General features: G+C 64.9%; 16 protein-coding genes. 6 read left to right on the top strand and 10 right to left on the bottom strand.

From position 1 onward, the window contains the following. Nucleotides 1-316: 316 nt before the first annotated feature. Complete coding sequence (locus BRX37_RS19955; protein ID WP_097384469.1) at nt 317-1,339, bottom strand: LacI family DNA-binding transcriptional regulator; 1,023 nt, start codon at nt 1,337-1,339, stop codon at nt 317-319. A 158-nt stretch (nt 1,340-1,497) separates the two neighbouring features. Between BRX37_RS19955 and BRX37_RS19950 the strand changes: the two genes are divergently transcribed. From BRX37_RS19950 to BRX37_RS19935, 4 genes are all read left to right on the top strand, one after another. Next, a complete protein-coding gene (locus BRX37_RS19950) occupies nt 1,498-3,321 on the top strand; it encodes an alpha-amylase family glycosyl hydrolase (protein WP_125988954.1) in 1,824 nt (607 codons plus the stop codon). Further along, nucleotides 3,318-4,928 (top strand): alpha-glucosidase, encoded by a 1,611-nt coding sequence (locus tag BRX37_RS19945; protein ID WP_125988952.1) that lies wholly within the window; start codon nt 3,318-3,320, stop codon nt 4,926-4,928. The genes BRX37_RS19950 and BRX37_RS19945 overlap by 4 nt, the downstream gene beginning before the upstream one ends. Nucleotides 4,929-4,938: 10 nt before the next feature. Further along, a complete protein-coding gene (locus BRX37_RS19940) occupies nt 4,939-7,008 on the top strand; it encodes a glycoside hydrolase family 97 protein (protein ID WP_125988950.1) in 2,070 nt (689 codons plus the stop codon). Between the two features lie 152 nt (nt 7,009-7,160). Beyond that, the gene (locus tag BRX37_RS19935; RefSeq protein ID WP_125988964.1) at nt 7,161-8,666 is read left to right on the top strand and encodes an MFS transporter; all 1,506 of its coding nucleotides are present in this window, start codon (nt 7,161-7,163) and stop codon (nt 8,664-8,666) included. Nucleotides 8,667-8,731: 65 nt separating this feature from the next. Here the strand turns inward: BRX37_RS19935 and BRX37_RS19930 are convergent, their stop codons facing one another. Continuing rightward, nucleotides 8,732-9,784, bottom strand: a complete 1,053-nt coding sequence (locus BRX37_RS19930) for a Leu/Phe/Val dehydrogenase (RefSeq protein WP_010338936.1) — start codon at nt 9,782-9,784, stop codon at nt 8,732-8,734. 124 nt (nt 9,785-9,908) lie between these two features. On the opposite strand from BRX37_RS19930, the gene BRX37_RS19925 reads away from it, so the two are divergent. Next, nucleotides 9,909-10,370 carry an Lrp/AsnC family transcriptional regulator gene (locus tag BRX37_RS19925; protein ID WP_004208390.1) on the top strand — a complete coding sequence of 154 codons (462 nt, stop codon included), beginning with the start codon at nt 9,909-9,911 and terminating at the stop codon, nt 10,368-10,370. Between the two features lie 37 nt (nt 10,371-10,407). Here BRX37_RS19925 and BRX37_RS19920 read toward each other — a convergent pair whose 3' ends face one another. The 8 genes from BRX37_RS19920 to BRX37_RS19885 all read right to left on the bottom strand — a co-directional run bounded on the left by BRX37_RS19920 (nt 10,408) and on the right by BRX37_RS19885 (nt 21,082). Beyond that, nucleotides 10,408-12,084, bottom strand: a complete 1,677-nt coding sequence (locus BRX37_RS19920; protein ID WP_069337403.1) for a M28 family metallopeptidase — start codon at nt 12,082-12,084, stop codon at nt 10,408-10,410. A 167-nt stretch (nt 12,085-12,251) separates the two neighbouring features. Further along, nucleotides 12,252-13,721, bottom strand: coding sequence for a GH1 family beta-glucosidase (locus BRX37_RS19915; protein WP_125988948.1), 1,470 nt, complete (start codon nt 13,719-13,721; stop codon nt 12,252-12,254). A 13-nt stretch (nt 13,722-13,734) separates the two neighbouring features. After that, entirely contained in the window at nt 13,735-16,071 is a 2,337-nt protein-coding gene (locus BRX37_RS19910; protein ID WP_125988946.1) for a glycoside hydrolase family 31 protein, read from the bottom strand. 23 nt (nt 16,072-16,094) lie between these two features. Continuing rightward, a complete protein-coding gene (locus BRX37_RS19905; RefSeq protein WP_125988944.1) occupies nt 16,095-17,720 on the bottom strand; it encodes an alpha-L-fucosidase in 1,626 nt (541 codons plus the stop codon). After that, nucleotides 17,720-18,526 (bottom strand): SGNH/GDSL hydrolase family protein, encoded by an 807-nt coding sequence (locus tag BRX37_RS19900; protein ID WP_125988962.1) that lies wholly within the window; start codon nt 18,524-18,526, stop codon nt 17,720-17,722. Before BRX37_RS19900 ends, BRX37_RS19905 begins: the two co-directional genes overlap by 1 nt. A gap of 8 nt (nt 18,527-18,534) precedes the next feature. Continuing rightward, a complete protein-coding gene (locus BRX37_RS19895) occupies nt 18,535-19,329 on the bottom strand; it encodes a GDSL-type esterase/lipase family protein (RefSeq protein WP_125988942.1) in 795 nt (264 codons plus the stop codon). Beyond that, nucleotides 19,326-20,294 carry an alpha/beta hydrolase gene (locus BRX37_RS19890; RefSeq protein ID WP_125988940.1) on the bottom strand — a complete coding sequence of 323 codons (969 nt, stop codon included), beginning with the start codon at nt 20,292-20,294 and terminating at the stop codon, nt 19,326-19,328. The genes BRX37_RS19895 and BRX37_RS19890 overlap by 4 nt, the downstream gene beginning before the upstream one ends. After that, on the bottom strand, nt 20,291-21,082 hold the full coding sequence (locus BRX37_RS19885; protein WP_125988938.1) for an IclR family transcriptional regulator: 792 nt from the start codon (nt 21,080-21,082) through the stop codon (nt 20,291-20,293). The genes BRX37_RS19890 and BRX37_RS19885 overlap by 4 nt, the downstream gene beginning before the upstream one ends. A 254-nt stretch (nt 21,083-21,336) precedes the next feature. Here BRX37_RS19885 and BRX37_RS19880 point away from each other — a divergent pair, with 254 nt between their 5' ends. After that, the gene (locus tag BRX37_RS19880) at nt 21,337-24,069 is read left to right on the top strand and encodes a TonB-dependent receptor (RefSeq protein ID WP_125988936.1); all 2,733 of its coding nucleotides are present in this window, start codon (nt 21,337-21,339) and stop codon (nt 24,067-24,069) included. Nucleotides 24,070-24,218: the final 149 nt, after the last annotated feature.

Below are 24,218 nucleotides of genomic sequence, written 5' to 3'. Positions count from 1 at the left end.
GGAGGTGTGTGGTAGGGAGGCGCAGGATCAGGCGGAGTGCGACCTCTTTTTGTTCCAAGCAGAGGCCGGGACAGCAGAACTGGCCTAGGTTCGTGGGCTGGAAGATGTGTATAGGAGACAGGGGGGAGTGGAAACGCCACCGTTATTCCCTCGCCCGCTTGCGGGAGAGGGAGGGGGCCGCCGCGTAGCGGTGGGAGGGTGAGGGTCTGTTTCGCGATGAGCGCAGGGCCCTCATCCAACTGCGCCTAGCCGGCTGCGCCGCCAAGGCTCCGTATCCTTCTCCCGCCTGCGGGAGAAGGAGGGAGACGCGAAAATATCAAGCCGTCATCCGCGTGACCAGTCGCGGCGCCAGCAGCGTCGGCGTCACCGGCTTGCGGTCGATCTGGCCGATCAGCGCATCGACCAGCACCTCGCCCGCGCGCAGATAGTCCTGCGCCACGGTGGTCAACGGCTGCCGCGTCAAGCTGGCGGCGGGGATATCGTCGAAGCCGATCAGGGCGACGTCGCCCGGCACCGACAGCCCATGTTCGTCCAGCGCCCGCATCGCGCCGATCGCGATCAGGTCGGACCCGGCAAAGATCGCATCGAACGTCACGCCGCGCGCGATCAGCCGGCTCGCCGCCTCATAACCCGACTGCTCGGTCGATAGCGCGTCGACATGCAGGCCGGGGTCGACCGCATGGCCGGCCTCGCGCAGCACGTCGGACAGGCCGGCATAACGATCGCGAAATTCGGGATAATGGCTCGATGCGTCGCCCAGAAAGGCGATCCGGCTGCATCCGCGCGCGATCAGATGGGCGCCCGCATCGCGCCCGCCGCGCCGATTGTCGCAGCCGATCGTCATCCCCAGCGCATGCTGGTCCACCGATCCCCAGCGCACGAAATGCGTGCCCTGCGCCACCAGTTGCTCCAGCCGGGTGCGATAGATTTCATAGTCGCCATAGCCCAGCAGGATGATGCCGTCGGCCTTGCGGCTATCCTCATAATCGACATGCCAGTCGGTCGACAGCTGCTGGAAACTGGTCAGCAGATCATAGCCGCGCTTGGCGCAGGTCTGCAGGATCGGCCCCAGCATCGACAGGAAGAAGGGGTTGATCCAGCTTTCGTCGGGCAGCAGATCCTCGAAGAACAAAAGGGCCAGCGTATTGCTCTTGCCCCGCCGCAGCGAGGATGCATTCTTGTCCACCGTATAGTTGAGCTGCCGGGCGATCGCCTCGACCCGCAGCCGCGTCGCCTCGCTCACCGTCTTGTCGCCGCGCAGCGCGCGCGACACGGTCGGCTGGGACACGCCGGCCAGCGTGGCGATGTCGAAGGATGTCACTTTGTCGTTGGCGGCCATGGCGCGACCCTACGCCAGCGAGTCTCCATTGGGAATAGAAGGGTTTGAAACCGGTCTGAATACGTATGCCGCTCCCTTGGCCCGCCCTGTCCCCGCCGACTAAGAAGGGGCCAAGCCGCGGCAATCGGGCACAAGCGGCAATGGGAGGGATGAAGGCCATGCGCGGACGAACGGCAATGCTGCTGGCTGCGCTCTGCGCGCTTCCCGCTCCGGCCATGGCACAGGATGACGGCTTTCGCGCCCGCCTGCCCGAAGATGAAGTCATCTATTTCGTCCTGCCCGACCGGTTCGACAATGCCGACCCCGCCAATGACAAGGGTGGCCTCAAGGGCGACCGGCTCCAGACCGGCTATGATCCCGCGTCCAAGGGCTTCTACCATGGCGGCGACATCCAGGGGCTGATCCGCCGGCTCGACTATATTCAGGGGCTGGGCGCCACCGCCATCTGGGTCGGGCCGATCTTCCGCAACAAGCCGGTGCAGGGCCCCAAGGGGCAGGAAAGCGCCGGCTATCACGGTTACTGGATCACCGATTTCGAACATGTCGATCCGCATTTCGGCACCGATGCGGATTTCGCCGCGCTGGTGCAGACCGCCCATGGCCGGGGGATGAAAGTCTATATGGACATCATCGCCAACCACACGGCCGACGTGATCAAATATCGCGAATGCGTCGACAGCCTCTGCACCTATCGGTCGCGCGCGGACTATCCCTATCAGCGGCGCGGCGGCGTGGCCGGCGCGGCGATCAATCCCGGCTTCACCGGCGATGCCGATCACAGCGACGCCAATTTCGCGAAACTTACCGATCCCGCCTACGCCTACACCCCCTTCGTGCCCAAGGACGAGCAGGCGGTGAAGAACCCGGCCTGGCTCAACGACGTGCGCTATTATCATAATCGCGGCGAGACGACCTATTCGGGCGAGAGCGCGACCATGGGCGACTTTGCCGGGCTCGACGATCTGATGACCGAACATCCCCGCGTGATCGCCGGCATGATCGACATTTTCGGCGGCTGGATCGACCGCTTCGGCATTGACGGCTTCCGCATCGACACCGCCCGCCATGTCGACCCGCATTTCTGGCAGCAATTCGTCCCCGCCATGCAGGCGCGGGCCAAGGCGCGCGGCATCCCCAATTTCCATGTCTTCGGCGAAGTCTATGTCGAGACGGTCGATGCCGGCCCGCTCGCCTGGCACACCCGCGAAGGTGGCTTTCCCGCCGTGCTCGACTTCGCCTTCCGCCAGGCCGCGCTGGAAACCGTCGCGGGCAAGGCGGCGACCGCCACCTGGGAACGCATGCTGACCGGCGACGCCCTCTATCAGGGTGGCGCCGCCACCGCGCGCCAGCTGCCGACCTTCGTCAGCAATCATGACGCCGGCCGCTTTGCCACCTTCGTCCGCCGCGCCTTCCCGCAGGCTGGCGAGGATGAAGTGTTGCGCCGGGTGATGCTCGCCAACGCCATGCTGCTGACGCTGCGCGGCGTGCCGACCATCTATTATGGCGATGAACAGGGTTTCGTCGGCGATGGCGGCGATCAGGACGCGCGCGAGGATATGTTCGGCAGCCAGGTGGCGAGCTATAACGACAATCGCCTGCTCGGCAGCACTGCCACCACCGCCACCGCGCGCTTCGATCCTGCCCATCCGCTCTATCGCGAGATCGCGGCGCTCGCCCGTCTGCGCACCGGCCATGCCGCGCTGCGCCGAGGCAGCGAGACGATCCGCGCGCGCGGCGACGAGCCGGGCCTGTTCGCCGTCTCCCGCTTCGATCCCGACACGGGCGCCGAATATCTGATCGCCTTCAACACATCGACCGCGCCGATCAGGGCGCAGGTCCAGGTGGATATAGCCTCCACCGCCTTCGATACCCTTGCCGGTGCGGCCTGTGCCCCGCGCGCGTCCGCGCCCGGCAGCCTCGCCCTCGACCTTCCCCTCCTTGGCTACAGCGTCTGCGCTGTACGGAGCGCTAATCCGCAATGACCGACGCACTGACCGATATGGCTCCCTGGTGGCGCGGCGCCACCATCTACCAGATCTATCCGCGCAGCTTCGCCGACTCCAATGGCGACGGCATTGGCGATCTGGCCGGCATCACCGCCCATCTTCCCTATGTCGCCTCGCTCGGCGTCGACGCCATCTGGCTCTCGCCCTTCTTCAAGAGCCCGATGCGCGACTTCGGCTATGACGTGTCGGACTATTGCGATGTCGATCCGATCTTCGGCACGCTTGCCGATTTCGATGCGCTGATCGCGCGCGCCCATGACCTCGGCCTGCGCATCATCGTCGATCAGGTCTGGGCCCATACCTCCGACGAACATCCCTGGTTCATCGAAAGCCGCTCCAGCCGCCAGAATGAGCACGCCGACTGGTATGTCTGGGCCGATGCGAAGCCCGACGGCACGCCGCCCAACAACTGGCAGTCGGTGTTCGGCGGCCCGGCCTGGACCTGGGACGCGCGGCGCGGCCAGTACTACATGCACAATTTCCTGAAGGAGCAGCCGCAGATCAACCTGCACAAGCCACAAGTGCAGGCGGCGGTGCTGGATATCGTCCGCTTCTGGCTCGACCGCGGCGTCGACGGCTTCCGTATCGACGCGATCAACCATTCGATGCCCGACCCGCAACTGCGCGACAATCCGCCCGCACCGGAGGATGGTCGCATCCGCACGCGTCCCTATGATTTCCAGATCAAGCGCTACAGCCAGAGCCACCCGGACATTCCGCTGTTCCTGGAAAAGGTGCGTTCGGTGTTCGACGAATATCCCGATCGCTTCACCGTCGCCGAAGTCGGCGGGGATGACAGCGATGCGGAGATGAAGGCCTTCACCCAGGGCGATCATCGCCTCAACACCGCCTATGGCTTCGACTTCCTCTATGCCCCCAAATTGACCGCGCCATTCCTCAAAGATGCGCTGTCGCGCTGGCCGGCGGAGCAGGGGATCGGCTGGCCCAGCTGGGCGTTCGAAAATCATGACGCGCCGCGCGCCGTCTCGCGCTGGGCCGGCGACATCGACGCCCATGCCTATTGCCGGATGAAGATGCTGCTGCTCGCCTGCCTGCGCGGCAATATCTTCCTCTATTATGGCGAGGAACTGGGCCTGCCGCAGGTCGATATCGCGTTCGAGGATCTGCAGGATCCCGAAGCGATCGCCAACTGGCCGCTGACCCTGTCGCGCGACGGCGCCCGCACGCCCATGCCCTGGACCGGCGCGGCCCCCTGGCTCGGCTTCTCCGATGCCAGGCCCTGGCTGCCGGTAGGCGAGGCACATCGCCCACTTGCCGTCGACGCGCAGGAAGCCAACCCCGCCTCGCTGCTACACTGGACGCGCGAAGTGCTGGCACTGCGCAACGCCACCCCGGCGCTGCGCAGCGGCACGATCACCTTCCTCGACACGCCCGACGATCTGCTCGCCTTCGAACGGACGCAGGACGGGCAGCAGCGCGTCTGCGTCTTCAACCTCGGCGCCAGCCCCGTCGCCTGGCGCCCGGCTGATGCTGACCGCTGGCAGGTCGAGCTGTCGACTGGCAGCACCGCCGACTGGAATTTCGCCCCTGCATCCGGCCTCGTCGCCGCCTTCCAAGTTTAAGGACGTTACCATGAAGCGACTGACCGCGCCCAAACTCTCACTTTCGGCTCTTCCCCTCATCGCCCTGGCACTCGCGTCCACCGCCGCGCACGCCGATGTGGTGGCCAAGGCATCGTCGCCCGACGGCCATATCACCCTCACCATCAGCCTCGATGGCGAGGGCCGTCCCAGCTACGCAGTGCAGCGCAATGGCAAGCCGCTGATCGCCGACAGCCGTCTGGGCTTCATGTTCACCGACGCGCCCAAGATCGAGCGCAACCTGACGCTCGCCGACAGCAAGCAAGCGAGCAGCGACACGAGCTGGACCCAGCCCTGGGGCGAATGGACCACGATCCGCGACCATCATAATGAGCTGAAGCTGGTCTTCCGCGAGAAGGGCGATCTCCAGCGCGAGATGGACGTGACCTTCCGCCTGTTCGACGACGGCATCGCCTTCCGCTACACTTTGCCCGACCAGGCCAATCTCCACCACGCCAACATCGCCGAGGAACTGACCCAGTTCGCCTTTGCTGAAGGCGGCACCGCCTGGTGGAAGCCCGCCTATGAGTGGAACCGCGAGGAATATCTCTACAACCGCACCCCGCTCGACGCGGTCGGCACCGCCCAGACGGTGATGACGGTGAAGCTGGCCGACGGCACCCATGTCGCGCTGCATGAAGCCGCGCTGGTCGACTATGCGGGCATGAATCTCGCCCGTGCCGAGGGCAACACCTTCCGCGCCGCGCTGACGCCCGGTTCGGGCGCGCCCAAGGTGTCGCGCGACGCCGGCTTCTCCACCCCCTGGCGCACCATCGCCGTCGCCGACGATGCCGCCGGCCTCTACATGAACCACATGATCCTGAACTTGAACGAGCCCAACAAGCTCGGCGATGTTTCGTGGATCAGGCCGGGCAAGTTCGTCGGCGTCTGGTGGAACATGATCAAGGGCGAATGGACCTGGGCGCGCGGCCCCAAGCATGGCGCCACCACCGCCAATGTCCGCCGCTATATCGATTTCGCCGCCGCCAGCGGCATCCCCGCCGTGCTTGTCGAGGGCTGGAATGTCGGCTGGGACGGCAACTGGTTCGGCAATGGCAATGAGATGAACTTCTCGCAGCCGACCGAGGATTTCGACGCCGACGGCCTTGCCGCTTATGCCAAGTCCAAGGGCGTCACCCTGATCGGCCATCATGAAACCGGCGGCTCGGCCAGCCATTATGACGGCCAGCTCGACACTGCCTTCAAATGGGCGGCCGATCATGGCGAACAAGTGGTGAAGACCGGCTATGTCACCGATGCCGGCCAGATCGAGCGGGTCGACGCCGACGGCTCCAAGCATCGCGAATGGCATGAAGGCCAGTGGATGGTGAACCATTATCTGCGCGTCGTGCAGACCGCCGCCAAATATCATGTCAGCATCGACAGCCATGAGCCGGTGAAGGATACGGGCCTGCGCCGCACCTATCCCAACTGGGTCGCCCGCGAAGGCGGCCGGGGCATGGAATATAATGCCTGGGTCGGTGGCAAGAACCCGCCCGAGCATGAAGCGAACCTGGTCTTCACCCAGTTGCTGGGCGGCCCGATGGACTTCACCCCCGGCGTGCTCAGCCTGTCGGGTTCGGAAGGCAGCACCATCCACTCGACCATCGCCAAGCAGCTCGCCCTCTATGTCGTCCTCTATTCGCCGGTCGTGATGGCGGCCGACACGCCGGAAAATTACGCCAAATATCCCGGCCCCTTCCAGTTCATCAAGGATGTGCCGACCGACTGGTCCGACACCCGCGCCTTGAACGGTGAGGTCGGCGACTATGTCACGATCGCGCGCAAGGCGAAGGGCAGCGACGACTGGTATCTGGGCGCGGTCGGCGATGAACAGGCGCGCTCGTCCAGGGTGTCGCTCGACTTCCTGGATGCGGGCCGCAGTTACACCGCCGAAATCTATCGCGACGGCCCCGGCGCCGACTATCGCACCGAGGCGCGTCACGCGATCGTGATCGAGAAGAAGCAGGTGAAGAAGGGCGATGTCCTCAGCCTCGACCTCGCCCCAGGCGGCGGCCAGGCGATCCGCTTCGTCGCTAGCGGCGGCAAGCGCAAGCGGTGAAGGCGGCACGGCTGTCCTACAGGGCCGCATCCCTGTAGGCTGGCCTCGCTACTCTGCCCTCCCCACTTTCCGATAGGATCAGGGGCGGGCAACTTAATGTCGAAATGTGCGGGAAATGTGCGAAGTTAAGGCGAAGGATGGGGATGGCCGGTATGAGTGAAATGGGACCGGCACAGGGCGCTTTGACGTCCGACAGCCGGCCGCGCCAGGGCTTCTGGGGACTGTGGAATATCAGCTTCGGCTTCTTCGGCATCCAGATCGGCTTCGCGCTGCAGAACGCCAACATGTCGCGCATCTTCCAGTCGCTGGGGGAAAATCTCGACAATCTCGCCTTGCTGTGGATCGCCGCGCCGCTGACCGGCCTGCTGGTCCAGCCGGTGATCGGCCATTATAGCGACCGCACCTGGTGCCGCCTCGGCCGGCGTCGGCCCTATTTCTTCGCCGGTGCGCTGTTCGCGGCACTTGCCCTGTTCGGCATGCCCAATGCGCCCGGCCTGATGGCTGCCGCGCTGATGCTCTGGATTCTCGACGCCTCGCTCAACGTCTCGATGGAGCCGTTCCGCGCCTTTGTCGGCGACATGCTGGCGAAGGAACAGCATATGGCCGGCTATGCGATCCAGACCGCCTTCATCGGCACCGGCGCGGTGATCGGTTCCTCCACCCCCTGGCTGCTCGACCAGATGGGCGTGTCCAATGTCGCCCCCGCCGGCATGATTCCCGACACGGTGCGGGTCAGCTTCTATATCGGCGGCGCCGCGCTGTTCCTCGCCGTGCTCTGGACCGTGCTCACCACCCGCGAATATTCGCCCGAGCAGATGGCCGGCTTTGCCCAGGCCAGCGACGCGGTAGGCCGGGAGGAGGCGCCGCCGGTCCCCGCCGGTGGTCCGCTCTGGATCGTCGCAGGCCTCGCCATCATCGCTGCCGTCTGGGCCTGGGCGCTGGAAAAGGAACTCTATCTGCTGGGCGGGCTCCTTGCCGCCTATGGCATCGCCCGCATCGTTGCGCGCACCCTCCATGCGCAGGGCCGGACCGACAATCTGCTCAGCCATGTGGTCGGCAATTTCGCGACCATGCCGGCGATGATGAAGAAGCTGGCGCTGGTCCAGTTCTTCACCTGGTCGGCGCTGTTCATCATGTGGATCTATACCACGCCGGTGGTCGCCCAATATGTGTTCGGATCGGCCGACCCGACCAGCGCGGCCTATAATGAAGGGGGCAATTGGGTCGGCATCCTCTTCGCGACCTATAATGGCGTCGCCGCTTTCGCCGCGCCCTTCCTGCTCCAGCCGCTCGCCCGCCGCATCGGCCAGGCCCGGACCCATGCGCTGGCGCTGACGCTCGGCGCGCTCGGCTTCCTGTCCTTCCTGGTCCTGCGCGATGCACAGGCGCTGCTCTTGTCGGAAGTGGCGATCGGCATCGCCTGGGCCTCGACCCTCGCCATGCCCTATGCGATGCTCGCCTCCAGCGTGCCGCAGACCAAGCTCGGCATCTATATGGGGCTGTTCAACGCCTTCGTCGTCATCCCGCAATTGCTGGTGGCGACGGTGATGGGCACGATCATGCGCCATTTCTTCCCGACCGAACCGATCTGGACCATGGCCTTTGCCGGCGCCGTCATGCTGCTGGCGGCGCTCGCCACCCTGCGCTGCCGGGACTGACCGGCAGCACAGGGGGGAAGGGGGACTATCAAGCCGCTGATGCGTAGCATCACTGCGGCTTGCAATCACGCTGCCTGGCGTTCTGCTTCGCCGATGATGGCCTCGGCCATTTCGTCGGCGACCAGCGCGGGGGAGCGCTCCTCGCGCTTGGCCTGGTCCAGTATCTGGGCGACCCGGCCGCCGATCTGGTCGACGCGGGCGGCGACGCTGGCGCGGTCCTCGCCCAGATATTCGGCCGATACGCTGATGATGCCGCCGGCATTGGCGACATAGTCGGGCACATAGACGATGCCGCGCGTCCGCAGCAGCTCCGCCACATCGGGCGTCGCCAGCTGGTTGTTGGCCGCGCCGCAGACCAGGCGCGCCTGCATCGCCGCCACGCTCTGCGGATCGAGCGCGCCGCCCAGGGCGCAGGGGGCAAAGATGTCCGCCTCGACCGCGGCGATGTCGGCCACGTCCACCACATTCGCGTTCAGCACGGCGGCCAGCGTGTTGCGGCGGCGCGGATCGATGTCGGCGATCACCAGTCGGGCGCCGGCATCGGCCAGGCGACGGCACAGCGCCGCGCCGACATTGCCGGTGCCCTGCACCGCGACCGTCAGGTCGGACAGTTCGGCGCCCAGAGACTGGCGGGCGGCCGCCTGCATCGCCTCGAACACGCCCAGCGCGGTCCAGGGCGACGGATCGCCGCCGGCCGCGCCCTCGGCGACATCCAGGCCCGCAACATGACGGGTCTGGCTGGCCACCGCCTGCATGTCGGCGACGCTGGTGCCGACATCCTCGGCCGTGACATAGGTGCCACCCAGTTCCTCGACCGCGCGGCCGAACGCCTGGAACAGCGCGACCCGGTCGAACTCGCCTTCGGGCCGGCGCAGCACCGCCTTGGCGCCGCCGAAGGGCAGGCCGGCCATGGCATTCTTGTAGCTCATGCCCTCGGCCAGGCGGCAGGCATCGTCCAGCGCCGCGCCGATATCGGCATAATGCCAGAAGCGGCAGCCGCCGGCACCCGGCCCGATCGCGGTGCTGTGGATGGCAATCACGCCGTCCAGCCCGCTGGCGGGATCAAGCAGCCGCACCGACTGCATCGGCGGGTTCAGGCGGGCAGGACGGGAAACCATATTCTTCTCCTCGGGATGATGCCGCCTTATCGCCGGTCGCCGGAGAAGAATCTTGCCTGATTTGAAGCCCGATATCGCCAATATGAGGATGAATTATCCTGTCATCGGCGATATGTAGGAAAATATGATCGAACTCGACCATTTCGAGCGGAAGATTCTCCGCGAATTGCAGCGCGATGCCAGCCAGACCACGGCGGAGATCGCGGACAAGGTCGGGCTGACCCCGTCGCCCTGCTGGCGCCGCATCGACCGGCTGGAAAAGGAAGGGCTGATCCGCAAGCGGGTGGCCTTGCTCGACCGGCGCAAGGTCGGCCTCAATGCCCAGGTCTTCGCCCAGGTAAAGCTCAACGCCCATGGCCGCGCCAATCTGGACGAATTCAGCGCCGCGATCGGCGGCTTTCCCGAAGTGCTGGAGGCGTTCGTGCTGCTCGGCACGATGGATTTCATGCTGCGCATCGTGGCCAAGGATATCGAGGCCTATGAACGCTTCTTCTTCGAACGGCTGAGCAAGCTGCCCGGCGTCCAGGAAATCAACTCGACCGTCGCCCTGTCGGAAATCAAGTCGACCCACGAATTGCCGATATGACATGGCGGCCGGTGACCCGGCCGCCACGCCTCACATCTTACTTGCGCTGTGCCTGGCTGGCGTCGCGGGCCGCGCGGAATTCGCTGTCGCTCGACCAGTTGGGCCAGTCATGGCCGTCGGCCACGCGGCGACCGACATTGTAGAGCAGGGTCATGTCGCCCTCCCAGCTGCTGGTGTTCCAGCTGTCGTCATACTGGTCGGCCGGCTGGTGATAGCGATCGCGGGTATAGATATCGCCCAGTTCCTTGCCGCGCGCCGCGCCGCCATTCACCAGTTCGCGGCCCGGATTGAACGAGATGGCGGGCACGCCGCGCTTGGCCATCGGGAAATGGTCGGAGCGGTAGAAGCTGCCAGCTTCGGGGCGCGCATCCGGCGTGTAATGGCGGCCCAGCTTCTCGCCTTCCTGCGTCAGCAGGGTCAGCAGGTCCAGTTTCGCCGCGCCGGAGATGGAGAAATTGACCGTCTTTTCTGCGGCGAAGGGGCCGTCCATGTTGATGACGCCGGCCGTGGTCGCCAGCGGGCGCAGGGGATTGTCGGCATAATATTCCGAACCCAGCAGGCCCTTCTCCTCGGCCGTCACTGCCAGGAACAGGACGGAACGCTCGGGCTTCGGTCCCTTGGCATAGGCGCGGGCCAGTTCCAGCAGCGCGGCGGTGCCCGACGCATTGTCGCGCGCGCCATTATAGATGGTGTCGCCCTTCGCGTCCGGCGCGCCAATGCCCAGATGGTCCCAGTGCGCGGAATAGATGACGGTCTCGTCGGGATATTTGCTGCCCGGCAGGATGCCCGCGACATTGTGCGAGGTGATGATTTCCGACTTCACCGCATAGTCGGCGCTCATCGTTGCCTTCAGGGGAATGGGCTTGAAGTCCTTCTTGCGCGCGGCCGCCTTGGCCGCTTCGAAATCGACGCCCGATGCGGCCAGCAGCTTGGCGGCCAGATCCTTCTGGATCCAGCCTTCCATCTGGGTGTGGGCGCTCTTGGGATCGGCGCGGACGATGTCGAACATGGTGTTGGTGTTGCTGTTCTTGACCGTCGCCCAGCCATAGGAGGCCGGCTCGCTTTCATGCACCACCAGCACGCCGGCAGCGCCCTGGCGCGCGGCTTCTTCGTACTTGTAGGTCCAGCGGCCATAATAGGTCATCAGCTTGCCGCCGAAATCGCCTTCGCCGCCCTCGAAATCGGGGTCGTTGACCAGCACGACCATGATCTTGCCTTTAAGGTCCACGCCCTTGAAATCGTCCCAGCCGCGTTCCGGCGCCTTCACGCCATAGCCGACGAAGACCAGCGGCAGGTTCGCGAACTTGACCGCCGACTGGCCGGTCTCGGCCGCGCGCACGGCGATTTCCGTGCCCTGGGTCAGCGGCTGGGCCGCGCCGCCCACGGTCATCGACAGGCTGGGTGTGCCGGTGATGTTCGACATGCGCAGTGGCACGTCCTGGAACCATGTGCCCTTGTCGCCCGCGGGCTTCAGCCCGGCTGCCGCCATCTGCTTGGCGATATAGTCGATCGTCTTGGTCTCGGCGCGGGTCGCCGGGCCACGGCCTTCAAACTCGTCGCTGGCCAGGATCTTGATGTCGTTGACGATGCGCGCGACGTCGAACTGCGGCGCGGTCGTGGCCGCCACGGCCAGGGCGGAAGCGGACAGCAGCCCGGCACAGGCCAGCGTCCGCCAGGCGGCGCGGGAGGCACGGGACAGCGGCGACATCGTCATGGGTAACTCCTTATCTCTCTTGGATATTGCGCGGCGCGAGTCAGCGGCCGGCAATGCGAGGGGATAATGCCCATGCGACGCCATATGTCGATATGGCGTGGAATTTTAGGGGCGATTGGCCCTAGGTCGCCGCCGCCATCCGCAAGGGGATGGCGGCGGCGCTCGGGTCACACCAGCTTGTTGGTGCGCACCAGTTCGCGATACCAGTCGGCGCTGAGCTTGGGCGTGCGCTTCTGGGTCTTGAAGTCGACATGGTGGATGCCGAACAGCTTGGTATAGCCGTCCTCCCACTCGAAATTGTCCATCAGGCTCCAGACGAAATAGCCCTTCACCGGCAGCCCCTCGCGGGTCGCGCGCTGCAGGTGGGTGAGGTAATTGCGCAGATACATGACACGGTCGGTGTCATAGACCTTGCCGTCTTCGGCCACCTTGTCGTCCGCCGAGCAGCCATTTTCCGAGATGTAGAGGCCCTTGGGCTTCCAGTTCTCGGCTATGGCGCGCATCCCCCAATAGATGACCTCCGGCGTGACATAGAGCCAGGGGGAGGGCATGCGCGGCGCCTGGCCCGGATGGGGCAGGATCTTGTAGCCCGACGGCGCACTCTCGTCGGCGCGGACGGTGTTGCCGGTATAGACATTGACCGACAGGAAATCGAGCGGCGCGCCGATCAGCTTCATGTCGCCTTCCTTGACCACCGGCGCATCCTTGCCCTGCGCGGTCAGGTAGCTGTCGATGTAACGGCCTTCCATGATCGCGGTCAGGAACATGGCGTTCTCTTCGCGCACGGCCTTCTTCACCGCCTCGATATGTTCGGGCGTCTCGATCGCGGGGACATAGATGTTGGGATTGTCGGCAATGCCGACCTGCGTGCCCGACTTGGTCGCGGCGCGGATCGCCTGTACGCCCAGGCCATGGGCCAGCACGCCATGGTGGCGCACCTGGTTCACCTCCTTCATCGGCAGCTTCAGGCCCGGCGCCTTGCCGCCGGTCATGTAGCTGAGGTCCGTGAAGCAGCGCAGCTCGTTGAGCGTCATGAAGTGATTGACGCGGTCGCCCAGCTTGCCGGCGGTATAGCCGGCATAGTCGGCGAAGGCGTAGCTGGTGTCGCGATTCTGCCAGCCGCCCGGCAGGGCATGGGGCAGATCCCAGTGGAACATGGTGACATGCGGGGTGATGCCCGCCGCCAGCAAGCCGTCGACCAGCCGGTTATAATAGTCCAGCCCCTTGGCATTGGGTTTGCCCCGGCCATTGGGGAAGATGCGCGACCAGGCGATCGAGAAGCGATAGGCCTTCACGCCCAGCGCCTTCAAAAGGGCGATATCGTCCTGATAGCGGTTATAGCTGTCGCAGGCGATGTCGCCGGTGTCGCCATTGGCGACCTTGCCGGGCGTATGGGAAAACACGTCCCAGTTGGTTTGGCCACGACCATCGGCGTTCACGGCGCCCTCGATCTGATAGGATGCGGTGGCGCAGCCCCACAGGAAGTCGGAAGGGAAGGCGAGGCTGCCCTGCGGCGCGCCGGCGGCCGCGGCTGCGGCTGCGGCCTGCGCGTTCGCGCCGGTGCTGCCGGCCAGGCCCGCGCCCAGCGCGGCGGCGCCCAAGCCCAGGCCCAGTTCGCGGCGATTGATACCCGTCATCTTCTTTGTCTCCTTATTGACCGACGATCTGCACCAGGCCGCTGATGGCCTGGCCGGTGGGCAGCTTCGTCTTGCTCGTCAGCGTCTTTGCCTTGTCGTCCCAGACCAGCTCAGCCTTCATGCCGCCCTTGCGATAGGCATTGGTCGTGCCGTCATCGTCATAAAGGGTGAAGCGCGCGTCGGCACCCGGATAAACCCGGATGCTCTCCAGGGCCTGCTTCTCGGCCGTGCTCTTCACCTGCACGCCCATCGGCACGATCGAACCGGCCTTCACGAACAGCGGCATGCGGTTGATCGGGGCATCCACCTCGATCGTCTGGCCACCCTCATATTTCTGGTTGGTCCAATAATCATACCAGGCGGTGCCGGCGGGCAGATAGACCGGGCGCTTGGTCTGGCCCTGCTTGGTCACCGGGGCGACCAGGAAGGCGGGGCCGAACATATATTGGTCGCCGATGTCCGACACCTTGGGGTCGTTCGGGAAGTCCATGAACAGGCCGCGCATGAACGGCGCGCCGGTGTCATAGGTGTGGCGGCCCAGCGCATAGATATAGGGGATCAGCGTGTAGCGCAGGCGCAGCCAGTCGGCCAGGATCGGCTCGGCTGCCTTGCCATAGGTCCACAATTCCGTGTCCGGGCGCTGGCCATGGATGCGCAGCGTCGGCGTGAACACGCTATACTGGAACCAGCGCACGAACAGTTCGGGATAATCGGTATAGTCCGCACCCGCCGCCGTCATGCCGGCCGGATCGAGCAGCACCGGATGCTGCGCCTTGGGGCCGCTCGGCCACTGCCAGCCGCCAATGTCGCTGCCCCAATAGGCCAGGCCCGACGCGGTGAAGTTGAGGCCGGCGGGCACCTGCCGGTCGAGCGCTTCCCAGGTCGACTTGATGTCGGACGACCAGAACAGGCCGCCATTGCGCTGCGAGCCCAGATAGGCGGCGCGCGCCAGGATCATGTTGCGGAAATTGGGACGGTCGCGCTCCGAGCCTTCGGCCACGCCCGACGTATGCACCAGCGGGAACAGATTATGATAGCGGTCGCCCGAACCGATCGAGTAGAAATAGCCGTCCGGCACCAGATCGGGCTCGGTCTCGTCCAGCCAGAACCAGTCGAAGCCCTGGCTCGCGATATTGTCGCGCAGCTTGCCCCAGAACCATTCCCGCGCTTGCGGATTGGTGCTGTCGATCAGCGCGCCGGCCCGGTCGGACCGCATCGGCAGGCCGTCGACCGGATTGCCGTCCTTGTCCTTCAGGAACCAGCCCTTGGACTTGAGATACTCGAAATAGCGGCCTTCGCGCTCGAACCGCGGCCACACGCTGATGATCGACCGCATGCCCATGGCATTGAGCTGGTCGTTCATCCCCTTGGGGTCGGGATAATAGGTGCGGTCGATGTCGAGCTGGCCCATGCGGGTCCAGTAGAACCAGTCCAGCACCATGATATCGAGCGGCAGATTGCGCTGGCGATAGCCATTGGCGACGTCGAGCAATTCCTTCTGGCTCTCGTAGCGCGCCTTGCTCTGGATCAGGCCGAAACCGGCCTTGGGCGGCAGCGGCGTCGCGCCGGTCAGCTTGGCATAGCCGGCATAGAGGTCATCGGTGGTCTTGCCGGTGATGACGAAGAAGGAGACGCGCTCGCCGACCTGGCTCTGGAAGCGGGTCGAATTGTGCAGGCCGGGCCACACCAAAGTGCGCGCCGGATTGTCCCAGACGATGCCATAGCCCTTGTTGGTGACCAGGAAGGGGACGCAGACGGTCTCGCCGGCCGGCGCGTCATAGCTGTGCGAACAGTCGATCTGCTTGCCGCGCAGATCCATATAACCTTCCTGGTTCTGGCCCAGGCCGTAATAATGCTCGTCCAGCGGCGCGTCGAAGCTGGCGCCGACCTTGAAGGTCTTCTCGCCATTGACGGTCACGGGCGCCATTTCCCAGCCGGTCATCTTGGTGAGGACGGTGCCGCTGGCATCCTTCACCGACAGGCTGACCGGCGGCAGGGCCGGCGCGAAATAGCGCTGCATCTGGGTCGGCGCACCGGGCCAGGGCTGGGCATCGATCGTCAGCGAGATCGCCGAGGAGGTGAAGATGTCGCCGGTCGCGTCGCTGCTATGGGTCCAGCCGGTGGCATCGGCCTTGGCATTGGGGCCTTCGCCCGGTGCCGCCTGCGCCAGGTCCGGGTCCATCGCGATGGTGACGCGCACGATATTGGGGGCATAGGGTTCGATCGCGACCCGGCTGCCATTGCGGTCCAGCAGCGCCATCGGCGCGGCCAGCGCCGGTGCGGCGATGGCGATGCAGGATGCACCCAATGCGATCCCCGCCAGTCTTGCCTTGAAGCCCTTTGCGATCATCCCAGTCATTCCCTGTACTTGCATTAAACCAGACCCCGGCCGTCGATGCGGACGGCGGGGACGAAATCGATGCCGTGCGGCATGGTGAAGTGGAGGCCCGCGCCATCCTGACGGAAGGCAAGCTGGCCGCCACCGAGCAGCGTCACCCGCTCGATTGTGCCAGTCCCTTGGCCGCGCGCCAGTGAGCGGATGGTCGTAGACCCGGCCGGCTTGCCCAGGAACAGCGCATAGAGCGCGCCCTTGTTGGTGGTGAATCGGATGTCCTGCGCGGTGAAGGGCTTGGCCTTCTCCTCATTCTGCATGCCCACGATCGCCTGGGTCGGCCCTTCGCCATAGCGCTTCCACGGCCGCGAACCGAAGATCGCCTCGCCGCCATGCACCATCCATCCGGCCATCGCGTCCAGTATCTTCTCCGCCTCGCTGTCGATGGAGCCGTCGCCGGGCTGCGGAATGGACAGCATCAGATTGCCGTTCTTCGACACGACATCGGCCAGCCGCTGGATTACCTGCTCGGCGCTCTTGTAGCTTTTGTCGGTCAGCCGGGCGATATTGTAGAACCAGTCGCCGATGCAGGTGTCGGTCTGCCAGGGCTCGTCCCAGATATGGTCGGTATAGCCGCGCTCGACATCCTGGACGATGCCGAACCGGGCATAGGGCTTGAGCTGCTTGCCGGTCATGACCACGTCGATCTTGCCGTGCCATTCGATCGACCGGTTATAATAGTCCGCCGCCGCTTCCAGCCCTACCGGGCCGAAGGGCAGTTCATGATCGTCCATATAGACCATGTCGGGCTTGTATTTCGCCACCAGGTCGGTCTGGCGCAGCAGCCAGCGGGTGACATAGGCCGGGTCATCCTTCGGCCCGGTCTCGATCCACTGGCCGTTATTGGCGTCGTGCCACTTGTCCATCGCCTCGATCGTGTCGATGCCGTCGGGCAGCACGGCATGGCCGCCGGTATAGAGTTCGCGCGGGTCGAGGCCATCCCACCATTGGCCCTTGCCGTCTTCCTTGCGCAGCCGGAACGCGTCGTAACGCACGCCCTTCTGCGGGCCGACCGGATCATAGCCATAAGCGGGCTGATACCAGTGCCAGGCATGGGCGGCATGGTTCGACACGCCGAATTTCAGGCCGGCCTTGCGCGCCGATTTTTCCCAGATGCCGACGATGTCCTTCTTCGGCCCGACGCGCAGGCTGTTCCAGGCGTGATAGCGGCTGTCATAGCAATCGAGATTGTCGTGATGGCAGGCCAGCGCCATGAAATATTTGGCGCCGGCCTTCTGATATTTGGCCATCAGCGCATCGGGATCCCACTTGTCGGCGGTCCACAGATTCTGGATGTCCTTCATCCCCGCGACCGACGGATGGCCGTAGGTCTTGAGGTGATGTTCGTACATCGGGTGGCCCTGCATATACATGAAGCGGCCATACCAGTCGCCCTGCGCCGGCACCGATTGCGGACCCCAGTGCGACCACATGCCCAGCTTCGCGTCGCGGAACCAGTCGGGATAGCGGTAATTGTCGACCAGCGAGGGCCAGCTTGCCTGCACCGGGCCTCTGGCGGTGCCCATAGGGCTGGCCGCGCGGGCGGCATTGGCCAGGCCCAGCGCAGCCGCGCCCGCCAGGAAGGATCGGCGTCCGAAATCCTGCATCACTTTTCCCCCAAAGTCTTGGCGATCGCGGCCTCGGCCAGCGGGCGCATGATGGCATAGCCTTCCCTGGTCGGATGGGCGCCGTCGCTCGACAGGCCCGGCTTCATCGCGCCATCGGGCTGTGCCATCGCCTTGTGATAATCGACGAAGGTGAAGCCATTGGCGCGGGCATAGTCGGCCAGCCATGTGTTGATCGCGGCGACCTGCGGCGCGGGCGTCATGCCGGGGCTCCAGGGGAAAGCGGCGGCGGGCGGCACGGAGGCGATGATGACCTTGATGCCGTGCGCGCGGGCGAGGTCGGCCATGGTCTGGATATTGCCCAGCACCGTTTCCATCGTCGCCGCACCGGTATTGCCGGCGATGTCGTTGGTCATCGCCATGATGTGGACCGCCTGCGGCTTCAGCGCGATCACGTCATTGCGGAAGCGCACCAGCATCTGCTGCGTCGTCTGGCCGCTGATGCCGCGATCGACCAGCCCGTTGTGGAACATGGTCGGGTCCAGGTTGATCCAGTTGTCGGTGATGGAATCGCCCATGAAGACGACGCGGACCTTTTGGCCCTCGATTGCCTTGTTGGCGGCGGCATAGCGGCACAGCTGCCCGAAATCGCGGGTCAGCATGTGCAGGTTCCACAGCTTCCAGCCGGCCTCGTCGCTCGGCTTCTCGTGGGTGGGGCAGGGATCGGCGACGATGCCGACTGGATCATTGGCATGCGGATCGCCCGGCACCTTGGTTTCGGCGAGGGCCGGCATGGCCAGCGCCATTGCGCAGGCAGCGGCGAGAAGGGGGGCGGTGAAACGCAGCATCGTCGTCCTCATTTCCTTGTTCCTAGCGCCTGCGCGATCGCCCTGGCGGCGATCGGCGCCATCACGGCATAGCCATTGTCCAGCGGATGCACGCCGTCCTGCGTATAGGCGGCGGCCATCAGGCCATTCTGATCGACCATCGCGGCATGATAATCGGCAAAGACATGGCCATGCTGCGCGCAATAGGCACGCAGCCACTGGTTGAGCGCGACCAGTTCGGCTGGCTTGCGCTCCGCCACCACATCCTTCGCCGCATCCGTGTAGTTGTTGACCGGCAGGATCGATCCGAACACGACCCTGATATGATGGGCGGTGGCGATGTCGGCCATCGCTTCCCAATTGGCCTCGATCTGTTCGGGTGTTTCCTGCTGCAGGAAGCCCTGAACGTCATTGATGCCGGACAGGATCACCACGACCTTCGGCTTCAGCGCCACGACATCCTGATGGAAGCGCAGCAGCATCTGCGCCGTCACCTGGCTGCCGATGCCGCGATTGACATAGGGCTTGCCGGGGAAGCTGGCCGCCAGGTTCCAGCGATCGGTGATGGAATCGCCCAGGAACACCACGCGCTGCTCGCCGGGTTTCGGCGCGGGCAGGGCGGCGTTAGCGGGCGCGTAGAGATAGCGTTCGCCAAAATCCTGCATCAGGCTGGGCACCAGTTTCGCGCGGAACGGGCCAAGCCATGGCCCCCAATCCTTTTCCGCGACGGTGCGGCGTTCGGGCGCGCTTTGATAGGGGGCGGGTGCCGCGGACGCAGCGCTGGCGACAAGCGCGAGCAGGCCTATCGACAGCGCTGTCTTCATTGCGCCAGCAATCCCTGCTTGGCGGCGAATGTCATGAACAGACCGGGCCAGGCCGACGCCTGCATCGTCCGGGGCAGGCGGTTGCCGAAGCCATGGCCGCCATCCTCGAAAATATGGAGCGCGACCGGGCGCTTGGCCACCTCCATCGCCTGGAACAGGGCGATGCTGTTGGCCGGCGGCACCAGACCGTCGTCGCTGGCATGGACCAGGAAGATGGGCGACGTATCGGCGGCCACCCGCATCTCCACCGATTGCGCCCGGCGCATGTCGGCGCTGGCGCCCTCACCCAGCAGCATGTCGCGCGACCCGCCATGGGTGAAGGGCGCGTCGAGGCTGACCACCGGATAGATGAGGCCGGCGACATCGGGACGCGCGCTTTCCCGATCGGCGGCATCGACCGGGGCATAGACGCGCTCGCCATGGCGCGTCGCCAGCGATCCCGCCAGATGACCGCCGGCCGAGAAGCCGAGCACGCCGACGCGGCCCTTGTCGACAGCGAAATTGACAGCCCGCGCGCGGATCAGCCGCATCGCGCGCTGGGCATCCTGCAACGGCACATCCTGCCGCTGCGCCCAGCCTTCGCCGGGCAGGCGATAGAGCAGGATGAAGGCGGTGATGCCCCGGTCGTTGAGCCAGGCGGCCTGGCTCGTGCCTTCATTGTCGTAGGACAGGAAGCCATAGCCGCCGCCCGGCACTACCAGCATCGCCGCGCCATTGGGGCGGGCAGGACGGCGCACCACCAGCACTGGGCGGGCGATCCCCGTCACCCAGCGATCGGGCTTGGCCGGGTCTTTCGACTGGTCGTCGATCTTGCGGACGATCCGCGCGCCGGTGTTGCCGGGCGGCGGTCCGGGCCACAGCTCGATCACCTCGTCGGCCGCGGTCGTCTGCGCGGGGGCAAGGCCGGGCAGGGCGGCAAGGCCGGCGGCAGCGATCAGCGCTGTGCGGCGATCCAGCAGGGTCATTGATCCTCCTCCATGGCGGTGGCGCGGGACGGCGCATCCTTGATCGGCGACATGGCCGCGCCGATCGCCTGCGCGGCGGCGCGCACCAGGTCATTGCACTGCTCGATGCTCGCCCGGTTGGCGGCGCCGTCGACGAAGGGCATGGTCAGCGATGCGCGGGCGATCCCGCCGACCAGGATCGGCGCCGACAGGTCGGTGATGCCGGTCAGCATCGGGCTGGGCGACACCGCGCCGCCCGCCGCGACGGCGGCGTCCAGCCGCGCGACCAGATCGCCTTCCTCCAATTGCGGATCGCTGGCCCGGATGTCCTTCAGCATCGCCTCGCGATTTTCGGGCGACTGGAAGGCGAGCAGGATGCGGCCGGAATTGGAGCGGTGCAGCGGCCGGCGATAGCCCACGCGCACGGCAAAGCCCGACAGGCCCGGCGCCTCGATCGCGATGATGACGACCATTTCCGCGCCCGACACCACCGCCATATGACAGCTTTGCCCGGCCTGCCGCGCCAGTTCCTGAATCACCGGCAGGGCGGTCGAGGCAAGGTCGCGAATCGGCGGCTGGCTCATGCCCAGGGTGAACAGCCGATTGGTCAGGCGATAGCCATCCTCGGCGCGGGCGATATAGCCATGTTCCTCCAGCACCTGGAGCATGCGGAAAATCTCGCTGACCGACCGGCCAAGCGCGGCGGAGATGTCGGACATGATCAGCGGCTCGCTGGAACCGGCCAGAAGCTCCAGAATTTCCAGCCCTTTCTTCAGGGCCGGCGCTTGGTAGCGCGCCTTGCCTTCCATCCCGATCCCCTCACCAATCGGGCGCTATCTCGCCTTTGGTAGCGCCATCATCTGTTGGTCCTTCCCTACACACCATCTACAGGTGAAATCAATTTTTATATTTCACAAATTGGAAACGGAGAGTAATAGGGCGCCGCGTTGGTATCGCTCCCAATAGGGAAATATCACGGCAGGGGAATATGTTTTTGCCGCGGCATCGCGGCGCCGAATCGATCAGTGCTCCGACCAGGGGCCAGGGGAGAGGAAGGGACCAAATGTTCAAGAATTTTAACGTGCCGTCGCGTGCGGAATTGCTCGCCGGTATCTCGCTCGCCAGCGTCATGCTGGGGTGCAGCGTGCAGGCGCACGCCCAGGATGTGGCTGCGGAACAGTCGAGCGATGCTCCTGCGTCCGAAGATGGCATCGTTGTCACCGGCGTCCGCGCCAGCCTTTCCAGCGCCCAGTCGATCAAGCGCAACAGCGACGTGATCGTTGACTCGATCGTCGCCGAAGACATTGGCAAGCTGCCCGACCGGAACGTCGCCGAAGCGCTGCAGCGCATCCCCGGCATCCAGGTGCAGCGCCAATATGGCGAAGGCAGCTCGGTCGCGATCCGCGGCCTGACCCAGGTCCGCACCGAACTCAACGGCCGCGACATCTTCACCGCCTCGGGCGCCAACCAGCTCAGCCTGGAAGACATTCCGTCCGAATTGCTGGCCGGCATCGACGTCTACAAGAACCCGTCGGCCGACCTGATCGAGGATCAGCTGTCGGGCACGATCAACTTCCGCACCCGCAAGCCGTTCGACTTTGACGGTCTGAAGGTCGCCGCCACCGCGACCCAGAGCTATTTCGACCTGACCGACAAGTTCAAGCCTTCGGCCTCGCTGATGGTCAGCGACCGCTGGGACACCGGCATCGGTGAAATCGGCATCCTCGCCAGCGTCTCGTTCCAGAAGACCGCCTTCCGTCAGGACACCATCTCGACCGAGCCCTTCTACACGCTCGATCAGTCGGTTGATGCGAACGGTAATCCCGTTTCGCCGGTCGATTATGCGACCGCCGTCCAACTCGGTCGTCTTGGCCAGACCACGACCCTGCCGCACGGCACTGGTATCGGCGAAGTCTATGGCGATCGTCGTCGCCTCGGCACCGATGTCGCGCTGCAGTGGCGTCCCAGCGACACGCTGGAACTGACCGCCGAAGTCTTCCGTTCGGATTACAAGTTCCGTTACGACGATTACAGCTTCTTCGCCTATAGCGGCGACGTCGCGATTACGCCTCAGCCGGGCGCGGCCTTCACCTATGCCGACAATGGCGATTTCCAGAGCGGCACCTTCATCAACGTGCCGATCGGCAACAACACCAGCTCCCAGACCCGTCATTCGATCACGACGGACTATTCGCTGAACCTGAAGTGGAAGCCGGTCGACAATCTGACGATCACCGCCGACGGCCAGTATGTCGATGCCAAGACCAAGAATCTGCGCTCGATCTTCGGCCTGAACGGCGTTGCCGACACCCTCTATCAGGATATTTCCGGTTCGGTCCCGGTCGTGAACATCGGTTCGGAAACCGGCCTCACCAACCCGGCGACCTACACCAGCGCCTTCTATCTCGATAACCTCAATGAATCGAAGGCGTCGGACAAGACCGCGCGCCTCGACGCCGAATATCGCTTCGATGCCGGCATCCTGTCGTCGATCAAGGCGGGCTTCCGCTATGCCGACCGCAAGAACCGCACGATCGACACCGGCTATCGCTATACCGGCCTGTCGGGCATCCCCAGCGAACTGGAAACGGTTGACCTAGGCGACTTCTTCCGCGGCGACGCCGACCTGTTCGGCAACATCATCGCCTTCAACCGCGGCATCATCCGCAACTATCAGGATACGCTCGACACGCTGGGCATTGCCAGCGCGCCGGCCTATACCCAGAGCGGCACCAACCAGCAGCGGCAGAAGACCTTCACCGGCTATGCCACCGCCTTCTTCAAGGCCGATCCGGTCGACGGCAATATCGGCGTCCGCGTGATCCGCACCAATCTCGACGTGTCGGGCTTTTATCAGCAGACCACGATCATCCAGAATCCGGATGGCACCGAAACCAACGGCCCGACCGTGTTCAACCCGATTGCGGTGTCGGATGACTATACCTCGGTCCTGCCGAGCCTGAACCTGCGCGTCCACCTGACCGATAATCTGCAGCTGCGTTTCGCGGCCGCGAAGAATATTTCGCGCCCCAGCTTCACCCAGCTTGCTCCCAGCCTGACAATCACCGAGCCGGGTAGTGCGCAGCAAAATCAGATTCACACGGCCAGCGGCGGCAACCCGTATCTGAAGCCGATGAAGTCGGACAATCTGGACGCGACGCTGGAATGGTATTTCTCGCGGACCGGCTCGCTGACCGCGGCGGCCTTCTACAAGAATATCAAGAACTACATCCAGACTGCGGTCGCCAACCGTGAAGTGACTTTCGACAACGGCAACACCTACACTTACGAAGTGACGTCCTATGGCAATGTCGCCAAGGGCAAGGTGAAGGGCTTTGAACTGGCCTATCAGCAGTTCTTCGACTTCCTGCCCGGTCCGTTCGACGGCCTCGGCATGCAGGCGAACTTCACCTATGTGGACTCGCAGGCACCGTCGCCCGCCACCAGCGGCCCGGTCACAAACGTTCCGCTCGAACTGCTGTCGAAATATAACTACAATATCGTCGGCATCTACGAGAAGGGCGGCCTGTCGGCTCGCGTCGCCTATAACTGGCGCAGCAAATATGTCGTGACCACGGCGGGCAACGGCACCGGCAGCCTGCCGGTGTTCAACAAGCCCTTCGGTCAGCTCGACGCCTCGATCAGCTATAATGTGACGCCGCAGTTCGCGGTGGCGCTGGACGGCACCAACCTGACCAACACCCGTCGTGCGACTTATTTCGGCATCGACAGCCGCCCGCGTGACGTGGTGGTCAACGACCGTCGCATCAGCCTGACGGCCCGGATCAGCTACTGATCCGTCTGGGAGGCGTATAACCTCCCCCGACTGCGCAGGCCCGATCCCAAGAGGGACGGGCCTGCCATGTTCGCCAATAGAGAGGATGGGTGATGCAGGCAGATGCCAGGGTAGACAGACAGGAAGATAGCGGCGCCACAAAGATGGCG

The organism is Sphingomonas sp. S-NIH.Pt3_0716, assembly GCF_003950715.1.
Lineage (GTDB): Bacteria > Pseudomonadota > Alphaproteobacteria > Sphingomonadales > Sphingomonadaceae > Sphingobium > Sphingobium yanoikuyae_A.
Note: the sequence above shows the minus strand (reverse complement) of the source record. Positions and strands in the feature narration are given on the sequence as shown.

Coding starts and splice junctions, on each gene's coding strand:
- BRX37_RS19955 (WP_097384469.1), bottom strand. CDS start 1,339: ATGGCCGCCAACGACAAAGTGACATCCTTCGACATCGCCACGCTGGCC.
- BRX37_RS19950 (WP_125988954.1), top strand. CDS start 1,498: ATGCGCGGACGAACGGCAATGCTGCTGGCTGCGCTCTGCGCGCTTCCC.
- BRX37_RS19945 (WP_125988952.1), top strand. CDS start 3,318: ATGACCGACGCACTGACCGATATGGCTCCCTGGTGGCGCGGCGCCACC.
- BRX37_RS19940 (WP_125988950.1), top strand. CDS start 4,939: ATGAAGCGACTGACCGCGCCCAAACTCTCACTTTCGGCTCTTCCCCTC.
- BRX37_RS19935 (WP_125988964.1), top strand. CDS start 7,161: ATGAGTGAAATGGGACCGGCACAGGGCGCTTTGACGTCCGACAGCCGG.
- BRX37_RS19930 (WP_010338936.1), bottom strand. CDS start 9,784: ATGGTTTCCCGTCCTGCCCGCCTGAACCCGCCGATGCAGTCGGTGCGG.
- BRX37_RS19925 (WP_004208390.1), top strand. CDS start 9,909: ATGATCGAACTCGACCATTTCGAGCGGAAGATTCTCCGCGAATTGCAG.
- BRX37_RS19920 (WP_069337403.1), bottom strand. CDS start 12,084: ATGACGATGTCGCCGCTGTCCCGTGCCTCCCGCGCCGCCTGGCGGACG.
- BRX37_RS19915 (WP_125988948.1), bottom strand. CDS start 13,721: ATGACGGGTATCAATCGCCGCGAACTGGGCCTGGGCTTGGGCGCCGCC.
- BRX37_RS19910 (WP_125988946.1), bottom strand. CDS start 16,071: ATGATCGCAAAGGGCTTCAAGGCAAGACTGGCGGGGATCGCATTGGGT.
- BRX37_RS19905 (WP_125988944.1), bottom strand. CDS start 17,720: ATGCAGGATTTCGGACGCCGATCCTTCCTGGCGGGCGCGGCTGCGCTG.
- BRX37_RS19900 (WP_125988962.1), bottom strand. CDS start 18,526: ATGCTGCGTTTCACCGCCCCCCTTCTCGCCGCTGCCTGCGCAATGGCG.
- BRX37_RS19895 (WP_125988942.1), bottom strand. CDS start 19,329: ATGAAGACAGCGCTGTCGATAGGCCTGCTCGCGCTTGTCGCCAGCGCT.
- BRX37_RS19890 (WP_125988940.1), bottom strand. CDS start 20,294: ATGACCCTGCTGGATCGCCGCACAGCGCTGATCGCTGCCGCCGGCCTT.
- BRX37_RS19885 (WP_125988938.1), bottom strand. CDS start 21,082: ATGGAAGGCAAGGCGCGCTACCAAGCGCCGGCCCTGAAGAAAGGGCTG.
- BRX37_RS19880 (WP_125988936.1), top strand. CDS start 21,337: ATGTTCAAGAATTTTAACGTGCCGTCGCGTGCGGAATTGCTCGCCGGT.